General features: G+C 67.5%; 14 protein-coding genes. 6 read left to right on the top strand and 8 right to left on the bottom strand.

The features are described from left to right. Nucleotides 1-142: 142 nt before the first annotated feature. Complete coding sequence (locus LQF10_RS03535) at nucleotides 143-1,420, top strand: alpha-L-fucosidase (RefSeq protein WP_231066120.1); 1,278 nt, start codon at nucleotides 143-145, stop codon at nucleotides 1,418-1,420. Nucleotides 1,421-1,427: 7 nt separating this feature from the next. Here the strand turns inward: LQF10_RS03535 and rlmB are convergent, their stop codons facing one another. Both rlmB and cysS read right to left on the bottom strand, forming a co-directional pair. Continuing rightward, a complete protein-coding gene (rlmB, locus tag LQF10_RS03530) occupies nucleotides 1,428-2,405 on the bottom strand; it encodes a 23S rRNA (guanosine(2251)-2'-O)-methyltransferase RlmB (protein ID WP_231066119.1) in 978 nt (325 codons plus the stop codon). Then, nucleotides 2,395-3,834, bottom strand: a complete 1,440-nt coding sequence (gene cysS, locus LQF10_RS03525; RefSeq protein WP_231066118.1) for a cysteine--tRNA ligase — start codon at nucleotides 3,832-3,834, stop codon at nucleotides 2,395-2,397. Before cysS ends, rlmB begins: the two co-directional genes overlap by 11 nt. 185 nt (nucleotides 3,835-4,019) lie before the next feature. On the opposite strand from cysS, the gene LQF10_RS03520 reads away from it, so the two are divergent. The 3 genes from LQF10_RS03520 (at nucleotide 4,020) to LQF10_RS03510 (ending at nucleotide 6,234) form a co-directional block, all read left to right on the top strand. Then, nucleotides 4,020-4,745, top strand: a complete 726-nt coding sequence (locus LQF10_RS03520) for a MerR family transcriptional regulator (protein WP_231066117.1) — start codon at nucleotides 4,020-4,022, stop codon at nucleotides 4,743-4,745. Between the two features lie 104 nt (nucleotides 4,746-4,849). Then, the gene (locus LQF10_RS03515) at nucleotides 4,850-5,749 is read left to right on the top strand and encodes a DNA-3-methyladenine glycosylase family protein (RefSeq protein ID WP_231066116.1); all 900 of its coding nucleotides are present in this window, start codon (nucleotides 4,850-4,852) and stop codon (nucleotides 5,747-5,749) included. Next, a complete protein-coding gene (locus LQF10_RS03510) occupies nucleotides 5,746-6,234 on the top strand; it encodes a methylated-DNA--[protein]-cysteine S-methyltransferase (protein WP_231066115.1) in 489 nt (162 codons plus the stop codon). The genes LQF10_RS03515 and LQF10_RS03510 overlap by 4 nt, the downstream gene beginning before the upstream one ends. A gap of 1,668 nt (nucleotides 6,235-7,902) precedes the next feature. Here the strand turns inward: LQF10_RS03510 and LQF10_RS03505 are convergent. Beyond that, complete coding sequence (locus LQF10_RS03505) at nucleotides 7,903-9,711, bottom strand: ABC transporter ATP-binding protein (RefSeq protein WP_231066114.1); 1,809 nt, start codon at nucleotides 9,709-9,711, stop codon at nucleotides 7,903-7,905. 86 nt (nucleotides 9,712-9,797) lie between these two features. Here LQF10_RS03505 and LQF10_RS03500 point away from each other — a divergent pair, with 86 nt between their 5' ends. Next, complete coding sequence (locus LQF10_RS03500; RefSeq protein ID WP_231066113.1) at nucleotides 9,798-10,247, top strand: MarR family winged helix-turn-helix transcriptional regulator; 450 nt, start codon at nucleotides 9,798-9,800, stop codon at nucleotides 10,245-10,247. Nucleotides 10,248-10,338: 91 nt separating this feature from the next. Here the strand turns inward: LQF10_RS03500 and ispF are convergent, their stop codons facing one another. The 3 genes from ispF to LQF10_RS03485 form a co-directional block, all read right to left on the bottom strand. Then, complete coding sequence (ispF, locus tag LQF10_RS03495; protein WP_231066112.1) at nucleotides 10,339-10,836, bottom strand: 2-C-methyl-D-erythritol 2,4-cyclodiphosphate synthase; 498 nt, start codon at nucleotides 10,834-10,836, stop codon at nucleotides 10,339-10,341. Next, entirely contained in the window at nucleotides 10,833-11,477 is a 645-nt protein-coding gene (locus LQF10_RS03490) for an IspD/TarI family cytidylyltransferase (RefSeq protein ID WP_354002617.1), read from the bottom strand. Before LQF10_RS03490 ends, ispF begins: the two co-directional genes overlap by 4 nt. An 83-nt stretch (nucleotides 11,478-11,560) precedes the next feature. Continuing rightward, nucleotides 11,561-12,043 carry a CarD family transcriptional regulator gene (locus LQF10_RS03485; protein ID WP_089774376.1) on the bottom strand — a complete coding sequence of 161 codons (483 nt, stop codon included), beginning with the start codon at nucleotides 12,041-12,043 and terminating at the stop codon, nucleotides 11,561-11,563. Nucleotides 12,044-12,248: 205 nt separating this feature from the next. On the opposite strand from LQF10_RS03485, the gene LQF10_RS03480 reads away from it, so the two are divergent. Beyond that, nucleotides 12,249-12,740, top strand: a complete 492-nt coding sequence (locus tag LQF10_RS03480) for a hypothetical protein (RefSeq protein ID WP_231066111.1) — start codon at nucleotides 12,249-12,251, stop codon at nucleotides 12,738-12,740. A gap of 14 nt (nucleotides 12,741-12,754) precedes the next feature. Here the strand turns inward: LQF10_RS03480 and LQF10_RS03475 are convergent, their stop codons facing one another. Together LQF10_RS03475 and LQF10_RS03470 are read right to left on the bottom strand one after the other, a co-directional pair. Further along, nucleotides 12,755-13,447 carry a response regulator gene (locus LQF10_RS03475; RefSeq protein WP_231066110.1) on the bottom strand — a complete coding sequence of 231 codons (693 nt, stop codon included), beginning with the start codon at nucleotides 13,445-13,447 and terminating at the stop codon, nucleotides 12,755-12,757. Further along, a complete protein-coding gene (locus LQF10_RS03470) occupies nucleotides 13,444-14,640 on the bottom strand; it encodes a sensor histidine kinase (protein ID WP_231066109.1) in 1,197 nt (398 codons plus the stop codon). The genes LQF10_RS03475 and LQF10_RS03470 overlap by 4 nt, the downstream gene beginning before the upstream one ends. Nucleotides 14,641-14,707: the final 67 nt, after the last annotated feature.

Below are 14,707 nucleotides of genomic sequence, written 5' to 3'. Positions count from 1 at the left end.
AGTGACCTTTTGAAGGCGCCTCACCATGGGTAGGATGTTTGTCGGCTCGAACACGCACCAACGCCCATGCTCGGGCGACTCTTCCCCATGAAGCATCCGATGTATCGGGGCGATCGTGCCTCGGTGAGAGGACAACGCCGTCATGACCCTCGCACAGACCGACTGGTTCACCGCCGCCCGCTTCGGCTTGTTCGTCCATTTCGGTCTCTACTCCGTTGCCGCTCGGCACGAGTGGGTGATGACCCGGGAGCAGATCCCGCTGAACGAGTACGAACGGTATGCGCAGGTGTTCGACCCGGACCGGTTCGACGCTCGAGCGATCGCGCGCGCAGCGCGGTCGGCCGGGATGGGTTACGCCGTGCTGACCACCAAGCATCACGACGGGTTTGCGCTGTGGAACTCCGGGGTCTCGGACTACACCAGCATGCAGGCATGCGGACGGGACCTGGTGGCCGAGTTCGCCGAAGCATGCCGGGCCGAAGGGCTACGGGTGGGCTTCTATCACTCCGTGATCGACTGGCACCACCCGGACTTCACGATCGACTGCCACCACCCTCGCCGCGAGGACGGCGACCTCACCGAGCTGAACTCCGGCCGGGACATGGCGCGCTATCGCGAGTATCTCCACGCCCAGGTCCGCGAGTTGCTCACCGGGTACGGACCGGTCGACTACCTGTTCTACGACTTCACCTACCCCGACGGCATGAACGGTCTACCTGGCAAGGGGGCGCAGGACTGGGACGCCGAGGCGCTCCTCGCCCTCACACGCGAGCTGCAGCCCGGGATCATCGTCAACGATCGTCTCGGGATCGGCGGGGACCTGGTCACGCCGGAGCAGTATCAACCGGATGGGCCGATGACCTCAGGCGGGGTTCCCGTGCTCTGGGAGGCGTGTCAGACCATGAACGGATCGTGGGGATACGACCGGGACAATCTCGAGTTCAAGTCCGCCGATCTGCTGGTGCGGATGCTGGTGGACTCGGTGGCCAAGGGCGGCAACCTCCTGCTCAACGTCGGACCGGACGGTCGCGGCGCGCTCACCCCGCAGGACTCGGCCACGCTCGCGGAGATCGGCACATGGATGGATCTGCATGCGCAGTCCGTGATCGGTGCCGGGCCGTCCGAGGTACCACCCCCGCCCGGGACGGCGCTGACTCGTCGGGACGACAGGCTCTACCTGCATCTGCTCACCTGGGCCTTTGGACACGTGCACCTGCCGGGCCTCGCGGGCAAGGTCCGATTCGCCCGGTTCCTGCACGATGGCTCCGAGGTCGCCCGTACCGAGTTCGACCCGGGGCAGCAGGCATGGAACACCACCCCCGGTGGTCAGCCGCCGGGCACACTCACCCTGCAACTGCCGACGATCCGTCCCGACGTGCTGCACCCGGTGATCGAGATCATCCTCGACGGCGAGAACTGAGCCCGTCTCAGGCCGAGGCGGACCGCCTCGCCTGGGCGATCTCATACAGCGCAATCCCGACGGCGGTACCTGCGTTCAGGGATTCCGTGCTGGCAGCGATGGGGATCGAGACGATCAGGTCGCAGGTCTCCTGGACGAGCCGGCCCAGCCCCTTACCCTCGGAGCCGAGCACCAGGACCAGTGGTTCGGTCGCGAGCTCGAGGTCCGCGATGGCGGTGGTACCGCCGCCGTCGAGGCCGACCACGAAGCAGCCCGCCTTCTTGTAATCCTCCAGAGCGCGCACCAGATTCGTGGCGCGAGCCACCGGAACCCGGGCGGCGGCGCCCGCGGAGACCTTCCACGCCGCAGCCGTCACGCTGGCCGACCGGCGTTGTGGCACCACCACACCGTCCACCCCGAATGCCCCAGCCGAGCGCAACGCGGCACCGAGGTTGCGCGGGTCGGTGATGCCATCGAGCGCCACGATCAGTGGCGCACGCCCGGCCTTGACGGGGAGATCGAGCAGGTCGGCCGGCTCCGCGTAGGAGTAGGCCGGCACCTCCACGGCCACGCCCTGGTGCGAGGCGCCGTCGGTGAGCCGGTCCAGTTCGGGCTTGCGGACCTCCTGGACCGGCAGGGTCCTGACAGCCGCAGCAGAGAGGATCTCCCGGGTGCGGTCATCGGAGTCGATGCCCGTGGCGAGGTAGACCGTGGTGACCGGAATCTGCGCACGCAGTGCCTCCACCACGGCATTGCGGCCCGCCACGATCTCGTGGGTCTTCGGGCCGGTTGAGCCCCCGCGGGCCCTGGCGGGCCCGCGTTTGGCTGCCTCGCGTTCGGCGGCGGCTTTGCGTTTCCCTGCCGGGTGGTAGGGGCGGTCTTCGGCCTTGGGGGTCGGCTTCTTGCCCTCCAGGCCCTTGCGGCGATGGCCGCCGGTGCCGACCTGGGCACCCTTCTTGCTGCCGGGCTTGCGCACGGCTCCCTGACGTTTGGAATTACCGGCCACCAGTGGCCTCCTTCACGCTCCACCGGACGCCGTCCGGGGAGTCCTCGACGATGATCCCTGCTTCCACGAGACGATCGCGCAGCGCGTCCGCTCGGGCGAAGTCCTTGGCGGCGCGCGCCTGCGCGCGCTCGGTGAGCACGGCGTCCACCAGCACGGCCAGCGCTTCTTTCGTACCGCCGTCGGAGGCTGCGCTGCTCGACCAGGGCGCGGCGAGCGGGTCCAGCCCGAGCACGGCGAGCATCGCTCGCACGGTCAGTACGCCGTCGGCGATGGCAGTATCCCTGCTCCCCGCAGGCTCGGCCAGTGCCGTGTTCCCGAGGCGGACGTGCTCGTGCACCACCGCGAGCGCCGCGGAGACGTTCAGGTCGTCATCCAGGGCGGCGGCGAAGGCCTCCGGGAGCGCCGCAGCGTCCACCTCGTCGGCCGCGGCGATACCCACGCGTTCGCCCGCGCGCGCGATGAACTGGCTGATGCGCTCCCACGCGGCCGCCGTCTCGGTGAGTGTGGCATCGGTGAACTCCAGCGTGGAACGGTAGTGCACGGCGCCGAGGGCGTACCGGAGCACCACTGGTGTGGTGCGTTCCAGCACGGCATCGGCGGTGAGGGAGTTTCCGAGCGACTTGCTCATCTTCTCCCCGCTCACCGTCACCCAGGCGTTATGCATCCACAGCTGAGTGAAGTCCCAGCCGGCCGCCTGGGACTGGGCGAGCTCGTTCTCGTGGTGGGGGAACCGCAGGTCGATCCCGCCGCCATGGATATCGAAACCCTCGCCGAGGTACTTGCGGGCCATCGCCGAGCATTCCAGGTGCCAGCCGGGCCGGCCGCGACCCCACGGCGTGGTCCACGAGGCGCCCTCAGGATCAGTGGTTTTACTGGCCTTCCAGAGGGCGAAGTCCCGCGGATCCCGCTTATCCGAGGCGTCATCCTCCTCGGCACTGAGGTTCTCCAGGAGCTGGCGGGTGAGCGCCCCGTATTTGCCCCAGGAGCGGACGTCGAAGTACACGTTGCCCTCACTGCCGGTGTACGCATGCCCGCGTTCGATGAGCCGGTCGATCAGCTCGATCATCTCGGGGACGTGACCGGTGGCGCGCGGCTCGTACGTAGGCGGGAGGACGCCGAGGGCGGCATAGGCGGAGGCGAACTCCCGCTCGAACCGGTGCGCCCAGGCCCACCACGGCACACCCGCTTCAGCCGACTTGGTGAGGATCTTGTCGTCGATGTCGGTGACATTGCGGACGAGCGTCACCTCGAGCCCGGTCCGGCGGAGCCAGCGGACGAGGATGTCGAAAGCGATGGCCGAGCGCAGGTGCCCGATGTGCGGCGCGCCCTGGACGGTGGCGCCACACAGGTAGATCCCTACTCGGCCCGGTTGACGGGGCACGAGGTCGCGGACCTCGCGAGTGGCGGAATCATGCAGGCGGACAGTCACCTAAGGAGTTTAGCGGCCATGCACCGGCCGGAGAGCCGCCGGCACGATCGCACCGTGCGCGGAGCATCGATCTCGCGAACCCGGCCTGAGAAGATTCCGCACACGGCTTGCACCTCACGCGACGTGAGGATCTAGCGTCCCTGATGCCGGCGCGGAGAGCGCCGGTGAAGCTGGAGGAGGATCTCATGGGGCAGGATCGAACCTGGAAGGTCGGGGAGCTGTCGCGGGTCACTGGCCTGACGGTGCGCACCCTGCACCACTGGGGCGACGTCGGCCTCATCGTGCCAACGGCACGCACATCGGCTGGGCACCGGCTCTACACCGAGTCCGACGTCGAGCGCGTGTACCAGGTACTTGCGCTGCGCCGTCTCGGGGTCGACCTGGCGACGGCCGGGGCGTTGCTCAACGGTTCAGCCGAGGTCGGTGAGGTACTGACCAGGCACCTGGCCGCCGTCGAGGCGCAGATCGTTGCGTTACGCCGGCTCCGGGACGGACTCGAGGCAACTCTTGCGACGGCGTCCGGCCGTTCCTCTGACGACTTCTTGGATCTGATCAGGAAGGTGATCATCGTGGACGAGACCGTCCAGAAGCACTTCAGCCCCGAGCAACTCACGGCACTTGCCGAGCGGAAGGAGACCGACGGCGAACGGATCACCGCCGTAGAAGCCGCATGGCCGGACCTGATCGGCCGCGTCCAGCACGCGATCGACGCCGGTGTGGACCCCACGAGTGAGGACGGACGCGCCCTCGCCCGTGAGTGGCACGGCCTGTTGCACGAGTTCCACCAAGGTGATGCGCAGATGCGTGAGTCGCTCTACACGATGCAGCAGGACAATGCCGAGACGATCCGTCGCGATCACGGTGGACCGAGCCCGGAGCAGATCGAGTTCATCACCCGCGCGAGCGCTTGAGAGCGCCATCGGACGCGGCCCAGACGGCGGTTGACGGCTGGGCCGCGTCCGGTGATTCGACTGCTGCCGCCTGCGTGTCAGTGGGGCCTGGCACGATGCACAGCGTGTACATCACCCTCGCCGAACTCCCCCTCACGCCTCCCTTCGACGGGGAGGCGCTGTGGGCGTATCTGGAAGCCCGCACCGTTGCCGGAGTGGAGGATATCGACGGCGTCCGGTACCGCCGGGCGGTCCACCTTGCCCATGGCCCGGGAATCCTTGAGCTGCACCGCCCCGAGCCGGATGCCCCCGGGCTGCACGCCACAGTGCACCTGAGCGACCCCGCCGACCAGGCGGACGCTGTGGCGATACTGCGACGCACCGCAGATCTCGACCGCGACCCGGCCGAGGTACTCGAAGGGCTCGGCAGCCATCCGTGGTTGGGGCCGCTGGTGCGGGCTCGGCCGGGCCTGCGTGCGCCACAACATCCGGGTGGCTTCGAGGTCGCCCTGCGGGCGATCCTCGCCCAGCAGGTCTCGCTGGCAGCGGCACGCACCCATACGGCCCGCCTGGTACGGGCAGTGGGCACACCCTTGCCAGAGGCCGACGGCGGTCTGACGCACCTGTTCCCGACGCCCGCCCAGGTGGCGGCGATCGATACGGACGACGACGTGCTGACTGTGCTCGCTATGCCGGCCGGACGTCGTCGGGCGGTGCTTGCCCTGGCCCAAGCCGTCCTGGACGGGCTGGATCTGGACGTGCTCGATCTGGGCGGTGGGATCTGTGCCGACGAGGTTGAGGCCGGCTTGCTCGCAGTGCCCGGGATCGGGCCGTGGACGGCACAGTATGTGCGGATGCGCGCGCTCGGCGATCCGGATGCGTACTGCGGCACCGACCTGGTGCTGCGCCGAACGGCCGAGGGTCTCAGCGGCGCCCCGGCAGACCCGCGCGGTACGGAGTTCGCTCCCTGGCGCACCTATGCTGCCCATCATCTGTGGCGGCACGCTCAGCTGGAGGCCCGATGACCACCATCTTCCGACACGACCTGCCTAGTCCGATCGGGGACATGGTGCTGCTCAGCGACGGTGAGAGCCTCACCGGTCTCCTCTACCCCGGGCACACCACCGTCTCCCTCGCGCAGGACGCCCGGCCGGATCCGGGGTCGTTCAGCCTGGCCGTCGCCCAGCTCGAGGAGTACTTCGCCGGGGAGCGCACGGTATTCGACATTCCCATCAACCCCCGCGGCACCGCGTTCCAGCGACGCTGCTGGGATGCGCTGCTGACCATCCCTTACGGCACGACGCGCAGCTATGGTGAGATTGCCGCGATCGTCGGGGAGCCCGGCGCTGCTCGGGCCGTGGGTCTGGCGAACAACCGGAACCCCATCTCGATCATCGTGCCGTGCCACCGGGTGATCGGCGCAGACGGGTCGCTGACCGGCTACGGCGGCGGGATGCCCGCCAAGCGGTACCTGCTCGACCTGGAATCGCGCGGCACCACACTGTTCTGACCGAGGGCCGGCCTGAGTCAACCAGCCCCCGACCGACGTACGGCGGTCCAGGCGTCTGCCTACGGCCACGAGATACGTTGAGACACTTTGGGGGACGTATCCCTAGGCATCTCGGATCGGCGGGTCACGTTTGCGAACCGAGGGGCGGCCGCGCACTCCGTGGGACGCCAACCATGCGTGACGTAGGTACGCGGATCGTCCCCTATCGATGTTTTGACTGCTAGGCGATCTCGCGTCTGCCCGTCGTGTCAAGTTGCCGTGATCCACTCGTCTACTTGCAGTACCCCTTCGGTCAGCAATTCCCTTGCCCGCCGAAGCTTGGGAGAGTTACTGACCGTTTTTACTGAGACGTAGAGTTCTCCCCGATCATTGATACCTTCTCCAATGGCGATCAAATCGCCGCCGTGAACTAGGTTCGCAGCATCTCGCGCCCGGTTGAGTTCCGCTGTGTCCCAGCGACTGCTGAGGACTACGACCCGGCCATCTGCGATTTCCGCCTGCAGCCGCTCTCCGACGACTGAGGGGTAAGGAGTTGACACAGCAATACTCGAGTAGCCGTTATAGCGTAGTTTGGTAGTCGCTAACACGAGACCTTCGCCCCTAAGTGCCGAGGTCGCATCGTAAGCCTCATCCAGGTGCACCGAAGATGTCGACGGTCGACTTCCCCGAGATTCGGCCACTCTCCGTCTGAGGGACTCTAAGTCTGCCTGTAGCTGATTCGCGGGGCCGACCGCGGGCGTAATAGACCGCGGGACGATGGTGCCCGACTCGACGTGACCGGCCACCACGACCTGCCGGGCGTGCGACGCGGCCCACGACGACACGGCATGATCAGCGATCGGGACCCCGACACTCTGGAACTCGGGCTCGGTCAAGATCGTGATGGAATCACGGTGAGAGAGGGGAGGGAACTCGCCCCGAACGCGTACCGACGTTGCGGGACTGCAGTGGCTGAGGTCTGCTATCCGCACAATAGAGTGACTGCCTCGGTTCGGTCGCTACGGTCGGAGCGATCCGACTGAAGGACCAGATCCGTTGAACGACACCCGAAGCCGTTATCGACGGAAACTCGCATCGACCATTTCGTCTGGCCATCTCGCTGGTGACACCAGAACATGATCCAGTCGGGCTGTGCCTGCATCAGAGAGTGACCCCGCGCTTCATATGTCGCCGTCGAATAGAAGTAGTTCAAGCAATAATGATCTTTGATCTCGATGGCTGATGCTGGCTGAGGAGTTGCCACGACCGCCCCAAGGGTTATGAGGAATGTCGTCAAGGTGATCGCCAATGCTCGACGGGCCCCGTGCTGGTGGATGATTTCCCCTATGTCGATGAGTCCTTCTATGGTGAACCATAGACTCGTGCCGCGTGGCTTGTCGAGGCTCCGACGAGATTCATCGGATGTACCTGCTCGATAGCGGGGGGACAAGCCGTTCAGGTCACCTCGGTGAGGGCGTGGTGGACATATCTCCTCCTTGATTGCGAGTGAGATGGACGGTCCGCGCTGCCCGCGGTCCGGCTGGACTGGCCCCTGGGCCGGTTCGTCGATGGCTGTCTGCAGCATGGGCATCAGCTCCACCCCGGCCGCCTCGTGCCGGGGTATCCGTGACCCTCTGGGCGCGGTGCACCGTGGCGGTGTAGCCGAGTTCGGTGTGCCGCTTCACGGTGTCAGGAGGAGACCGGCACTCGGGTAGCGCGTGCGAGCAGCGAGGCATAGCGACCGCCGTGTTGCATGAGTTCCTTGTGCGTGCCCTGCTCGACGATCCGCCCGTGATCCAGCACCACGATCAGGTCGGCATCGCGCACCGTGGAGAGCCGGTGCGCGATCGTGAGGGTGGTGCGCCCCCGGCTGACCACATCGAGTGCATCCTGCACGGCCCGCTCCGTCTCGTTGTCCAGGGCACTGGTGGCCTCGTCCAGTACGAGCACCTTCGGATCACGCAGGAGCGTGCGCGCGATCGCGATGCGCTGTTTCTCCCCACCGGAGAAGCGGTACCCGCGAGCGCCCACCACGGTCTCGTACCCCTGCGGGAGCGACTCGATCAGTTCGTGCACCTGGGCGGCGCGGGCCGCCTGCTCGATCTCGCCGTCGGTGGCCTCGGGCCGGGCGTAGCGAAGGTTCTCCCGCACGCTGGCGTGCAACAGATACGTCTCCTGGGAGACCATCCCCACCAGCCGGGCGACGTCGGCCAGGGCCATCTCCCGCAGGTCGATGCCGTCGATCCGAATCGCACCCGAATCGGGATCGTGCAGCCGCGCCAACAGGGCGGCCACGGTGCTCTTCCCGGCACCGGACTCCCCCACCAGCGCCACGTGCGAACCTGCCGGCACGTGCAGGTCCAGGCCGATGACCGCGTCGCGGTCGGCTCCGGGGTAGCGCAGCGTCACCGACTCCAGGTCGAGCCCGCCGGCCATGGTCGCCGGATCGACCGGCACCGGGTCGGTCGGGTCGTCGATCGGCACGGACAGGTCGAGGTACTCGAAGATACGGCTGAACAAGGCCATCGAGGTGACCACCTGCACGCCGACATTCAGCAATCCCATCAGCGGCTGAAACAGTCCTGCCTGCAGGGCCGCGAACGCCACCAGGGTGCCGATCGTGATGCCGTCCGAGGTCACTGGCAGGCCGGCCATCAGGTAGAGCAACGCCGGAATGACGGCAAACACGATCCGGGTGGTGGCCATCCGCCAGCGGCCGGCAAGCTGGGACTGGACTTCCAGGTCCAGCAGTTCTTCCGAGCTCTGCGTGAACTTCTCGGTGAGTGCCGGGCCGGCGCCGAGGGTCTTGCCGAGCAACGCGCCGCTGACCGAGAGCGACTCCTCGACCTGACTATGCAGGCCAGCGAGCGCACTCTGGCGCCGCGCGGTGATCTCCCGGCGCATGCTGGCCACTTTGCGCGTGGCCCAGATCGCCGGGGGCAACACCACGAGGGAGAACAAGGAGAGCTGCCAGCTGAGCGCCACCATGGCGATGGCGGAACCGACGGCCACCGTGACGTTCGAGGCAACGGAGGTTGCCGCCGTCGTGACCACGGACTGCATGGCGGAGATGTCATGGGTCAGGCGGGACTGCACCTCACCGCCCTGGGTCCGCGTGAAGAACGCTAGCGGCTGACGTTGCAGGCGAGCGAAGACGGCGGTCCGCAGGCCGTGCATGACCCGTTGCCCGATCGTGGTGGACAGCCAGGTCTGGATCACCCCGAGCACGCTGGAGATCACGGCCACCGCGATCATCGCGCCCACCAACACGGCGAGCAGACGAACGTTCTGATCAGGGATCGCCTCATCGATCAGATGCTTGGTGAGGAACGGCGTCGCGAGTCCGATCGCGGACGATGCCACGATCAGGGTGAGGACGGCAGTGAGCCCGCGGGCATGTGGGCGGAACAGGGCGAGCACGCGGCGTCCCGAGACGGGATGGTTGCTCAGCTGGGCCTGGTCACGAGGGTCGATGCGGGTCGGTGGTTCGCCACGCATGGGCACCCTCCTCTCAACTGGAGAATACTGAGGTAGATATATAGTGAGGGTACCTCATTATGTTGGTGCCGCGGTAGGCTGCAGAGATGAAAGGCTGGTCACATCGCCACCGGGAGCCACCGAACCCCGATGCAGACCTGCACGAACTGCTCCTCTACGCGGCGCACCAGACGCGCCGGGCGTGGGCACAGTCGCTCGAGGAGTGGGGGCTCTCGCCGCACCAGGCGATGGCCCTGCGTACCGCGATGGCCGACGACGGTGGTCGGGTTTCCGACCTCGCCGCGCGATTGCGCATCGCACCACGGTCCGCGACCGAGGTGGTGGACACCTTAGAAGAGCGCGGCCTTATCGAGCGGGTGCGCTCCCCCGAGGACCGTCGCGCCGTCCTCGTTCAGGTGACCGACGACGGCCGAGGATTGGTCGAGCACATCGAACGCGCGCGCGACGAGGCGCAGCGGACCATGTTCGATCGGCTGAGCCCTGACGATCAGGACGAGCTACGACGCCTCCTGCGCACCCTCATCGACACTGGGTGAGCCTCGCGTGCCGCCGATCTCGGCTATATCTCACCAGATGAGCGAGATGCTGCGCACTCGCGCCAGGGCGGGGTGGGTTGGACCGGGTGGGTCAGGTGGGGTGAGCGCGCTCTCGTGGCACGACGAGGGCGGTGGCGATCGCGGCCAATCCCTCGCCGCGGCCCGTGAAGCCGAGCCCGTCCGTGGTCGTGGCCGAGATGGTGACTGGGGCGCCCGCAGCCTCCGACAGCGCTTGCTGCGCCTGCGCACGGACTGGGCCAAGTTTCGGGCGGCTGCCGATCACCTGCACGGCGACGTTTCCGATCTCGAACCCGGCGCCACGCACCCGGCGCGCGGCCTCACCGAGCAACACCACCCCCGCGGCACCGGCCCATTGCGGATCAGCGGTACCGAACTGCTGACCCAGATCCCCCAATCCGGCAGCGCTGAACAGTGCGTCCGCAGCCGCATGAGCGGCCACATCGCCGTCGGAGTGCCCCACCAGAGCGGGCTCGTCAGGAAAGTGCAGCCCTGCGAGTGCGAGCCCGGTGGAACCGTCGGTGGCGAACGCGTGCACGTCCACCCCGATCCCGGTGCGTGGGATCGTCATGCCCCCTCCCTCAGGTACAACTCGGCGATCGCCAGATCGTGGGCAGTGGTCACTTTCATCGCCGCCCGCTCCCCCGCAATCACGTACACCGGGAGCCCGAGCGCCTCCACGAGTCCCGCATCGTCACTGACCGCCGTCGACTCATCCGCCGCCTGGGCTGCGCCGACCTCGTGGGCCCGTCGCAGCACATGGGCGCGAAACGCCTGAGGCGTCTGCACCGCACGTAGCGCCGAGCGGTTGACCGTTCGCAGGGCGACGGGAGGATCGCCGTCGTCGACCTCCTTGATGGTGTCGATCACGGGGACCGCGGGAATCACGGCGTCATGACCGGAGTCGACCGTGGCGACCAGTTGCCGGATCAGCGCAGGTGAGGCGAGCGGGCGGGCGGCGTCGTGCACCAAGATGACCTCCGCCGTCGGCCCGAGGGCAGCCAGCCCGGCGGCAACGGACGCCTGCCGGGAGGGACCACCGGCCACGATCTGCACTCGGAGGTCTGCCCACGTCTGAGTCGCGGCGAGCACAGCCGACTGGACCTCGTCCAGATGTCCGGCCGGTGCTGTCACCACGATCTCGGCGACCACCCCGGAGGCGGCGAGCCGCTCGGCCGCGAGAGCGACCAACGCCCGCCCTGCCAGGGGCACCAACGCCTTCGGCACAGTGGCGCCGAACCGTGTTCCGGATCCGGCCGCCGTCAGGACCACCCCGGCGCGGGGCGACGATGTGGTCAGGAGGCGAGGACCTCGTCCAGCATGGCCTCGGCCTTCTCCTCTTCGGTGTGCTCGGCGAGAGCGAGCTCAGAGACGAGAATCTGGCGGGCCCGGGCGAGCATCCGCTTCTCACCGGCGGATAGGCCGCGATCGGCATCCCGGCGGGAAAGGTCGCGCACCACTTCGGCCACCTTGATCACATCACCCGAGGCGATCTTCTCAACGTTCGCCTTGTACCGGCGGGACCAGTTCGTCGGCTCCTCGGTATACGGGGCGCGGAGTACCTCGAAGACCTTCTCCAGGCCTTCTTTACCGACGACGTCACGCACGCCGACAAGATCGACATTCTCCGCGGGGACCTCGATGGTCAGATCGCCTTGGGCCACCTTGAGCCGCAAATAGAGCTTTTCCTCCCCCCGAATGATTCGCTTGGAGATCTCTTCAATGAGGGCCGCCCCGTGGTGCGGGTAGACGACGGTCTCGCCGACTGTGAAGGTCATGTGCTGGCACTCCCCTTTCGCAAGAGTCAAGTTTACCACGCACAGACCGGCGGTTTACCGCTCTGGCCCGCCGTTTACAGCGGCGGGGCTCCCGTGCGAAGCCACGACGATGTGGAGGAGATGTGAACGCATCTGCGCGACATCAAGGACGAGCCGCCAGGCATTAAGGTTAGATCGTCCGTCTGCATCACCTCAAGGAGATCCCGTGGCTCGCAGCACCCGTCGTCTCGCGGCTGTCTTGGCACTAGCCGCCACCACCGCCCTGGGCGCCGGCGCATGCAGCCCGATCACCACCATGGAGATGTACGCACCGAGTGACGGCGTTCGCGCTGACCTGGGTGAGTCGATCCGGGTGGAGAACCTCATGGTGCTCAGCGCTTCCGAGGGCGGCGCCGGCGCCGTGCTGGGCGCTGTGGTCAATGACGGTGCCGAACCCACTGAGGTCACCCTCACGGCAGAGGGCGTCTCTGGCGGGCTCGTCCTGTCCGTCGATGCAGGGGCCACGCTGTTGCTCGGACCGGACCATGAAGACGTCACCCTCCCCGCCGTGGCGGTGCCGCCCGGGGCCGTGCTGGAGATGCAGGTATCCGCACCCGAGGCAGGGTCGACGTCACTCGACGTCCCGGTGCTGGACGGCGCGATCCCGCCCTATGACGAGTACCTGCCCGCCGAGAACGGCGACCCGGCGAGCAGCTGAGTGGTCCGATCCGCTCAGCCCTCGGAGACGAGTTTGTAGCCGAGTCCGCGAACGGTGACCAGCACCTGCGGCTGGACCGGATCCTTCTCCACCTTCGCCCGGATCCGCTTCACGTGGACGTCCAGCGTCTTCGTGTCGCCCACGTAGTCGGCACCCCACACACGATCGATGAGCTGACCGCGGGTGAGCACCCGGTCAGGATTGCGCAGGAACAGCTCAAGCAGCTCGAACTCGCGCAACGGCAGCGCCACCTCCTCGCTGCCCACAGTGACCACGTGCCGGTCTGTGTCCATCCGGACCCGGCCGACGCTGAGCACGGACGGCTCGTCCACCTCACCGCTACCGTCGCCCCCGCGACGCAGCACCGCCCTGATCCGGGCGAGCAGCTCCCGGAACGAGTACGGCTTGGTCACGTAGTCGTCCGCACCGATCTCAAGCCCGACCACCTTGTCGATCTCACTGTCCTTCGCGGTGAGCATGATCACCGGCACGCTGCTGCGCTGGCGCAGTTCCCGGCACACCTCCACGCCGGAGAAGCCAGGCAGCATCAAGTCCAGCAACACCAGATCGATGCTCGAGCGGTCGAACTCCACGAGCGCATCGGAGCCGGTGGCCACGGCGATCACCTCAAAGCCCTCCCGGGTGAGCTGGTACGTGAGCGGCTCACGATAGGAGTCCTCGTCCTCGACGAGCAGGATACGGGTCACGGCTTCTCTCCTTCCGCGCCCGAGTCGGGCGCAGTGGCAGGCTGACTGGCGGGATCCTGCGCGGCCTCAGCTGCGGGGATCCGTAGGGTGAAGGTGGAACCGCGGCCCGGCGTCGACCACACGCGTACCTCGCCGCCGTGGTTGGCGGCCACGTGCTTGACAATCGAGAGCCCCAGTCCGGTGCCTCCGGTTTCTCGGGAGCGGGCCGGGTCCACCCGGTAGAAGCGCTCAAAGACGCGGGGAGCGTCCTCGGGAGACAGGCCCACGCCTTGATCCACGACGGCGATCTCCGCGATGCCGTCTGACTCCCGCACACCCACACTCACGCGGGTTCCGGTGGGTGAATAGCGCAGCGCATTGTCGAGAAGATTGCGCAAGGCGGTCACGAGCAGTGCGTGATCGCCGAGCACCCGTAGACCGCGCTGCCCACCGACGACGACGGTCACATCTCGTGCCTCGGCTTCTACGCGCACTCGATCCACCGCCTCGGCCACGACTGCATCCAGCGGGACCTCAACGAAATCCACCTCGCGCTCGGGCGCCTGGAGCCGGGAGAGTTCGATGATCTCCTGCACCAGGGCGGACAGGCGAATACTCTCGCGCTGCATACCGGCCGAGAAGTGGCGGACTGCATCGGGATCGTCGGCAGCATCGGCGGCGGTCTCGGCAAGCAGGGCGATCGCACCCACGGGCGTCTTCAACTCGTGGGAGACATTCGCCACAAAGTCCCGGCGCACCTCCTCCACCCGGCGTTCCGCCGTCCGGTCCTCGGCAAGCACCAGGACCCGCCCGCCGGTCAGCGGTGCGACACGCAGATCGAAGGCGAGCCGATCCGAGCCCGGCACCTGCGAGCGCGGGATGATCATCTGCTCGTCCCGGCTGCGCCCAGAGGTACGCACCTCCTCGATCAACTCCTCCAGCGGCGCATGGGCGATCGCCCCGTTGCGCACGAGACCGGCGCTGTATGCCGCCGGCGCGGCACGGAGGACCTCTCCTGAGGGCCCGAGGAGCACAGAATCCGAGCGCAGGGCCGCGAGCAGTGCGGCAACATCGTCGTCGAGGCCCATTCGTGCCGGCTCACTCGAGTCAGTCCCACGTTGGCTGCGCTCGGACACACGAAAGGCCAGCGCCGCACTCGCCCCGACGAACAGGCCGAGCACGCCGACTGCCACGATCAGCCACGCCTGGTCCACACGCGCCAGACTAGACGGCGCGCCGGAGCACGACTGCACGCCGGCGTCCCGGGTGCGTCGATGTTCA

Source organism: Ruania halotolerans (genome assembly GCF_021049285.1).
GTDB lineage: Bacteria > Actinomycetota > Actinomycetes > Actinomycetales > Beutenbergiaceae > Ruania > Ruania halotolerans.
Note: the sequence above shows the minus strand (reverse complement) of the source record. Positions and strands in the feature narration are given on the sequence as shown.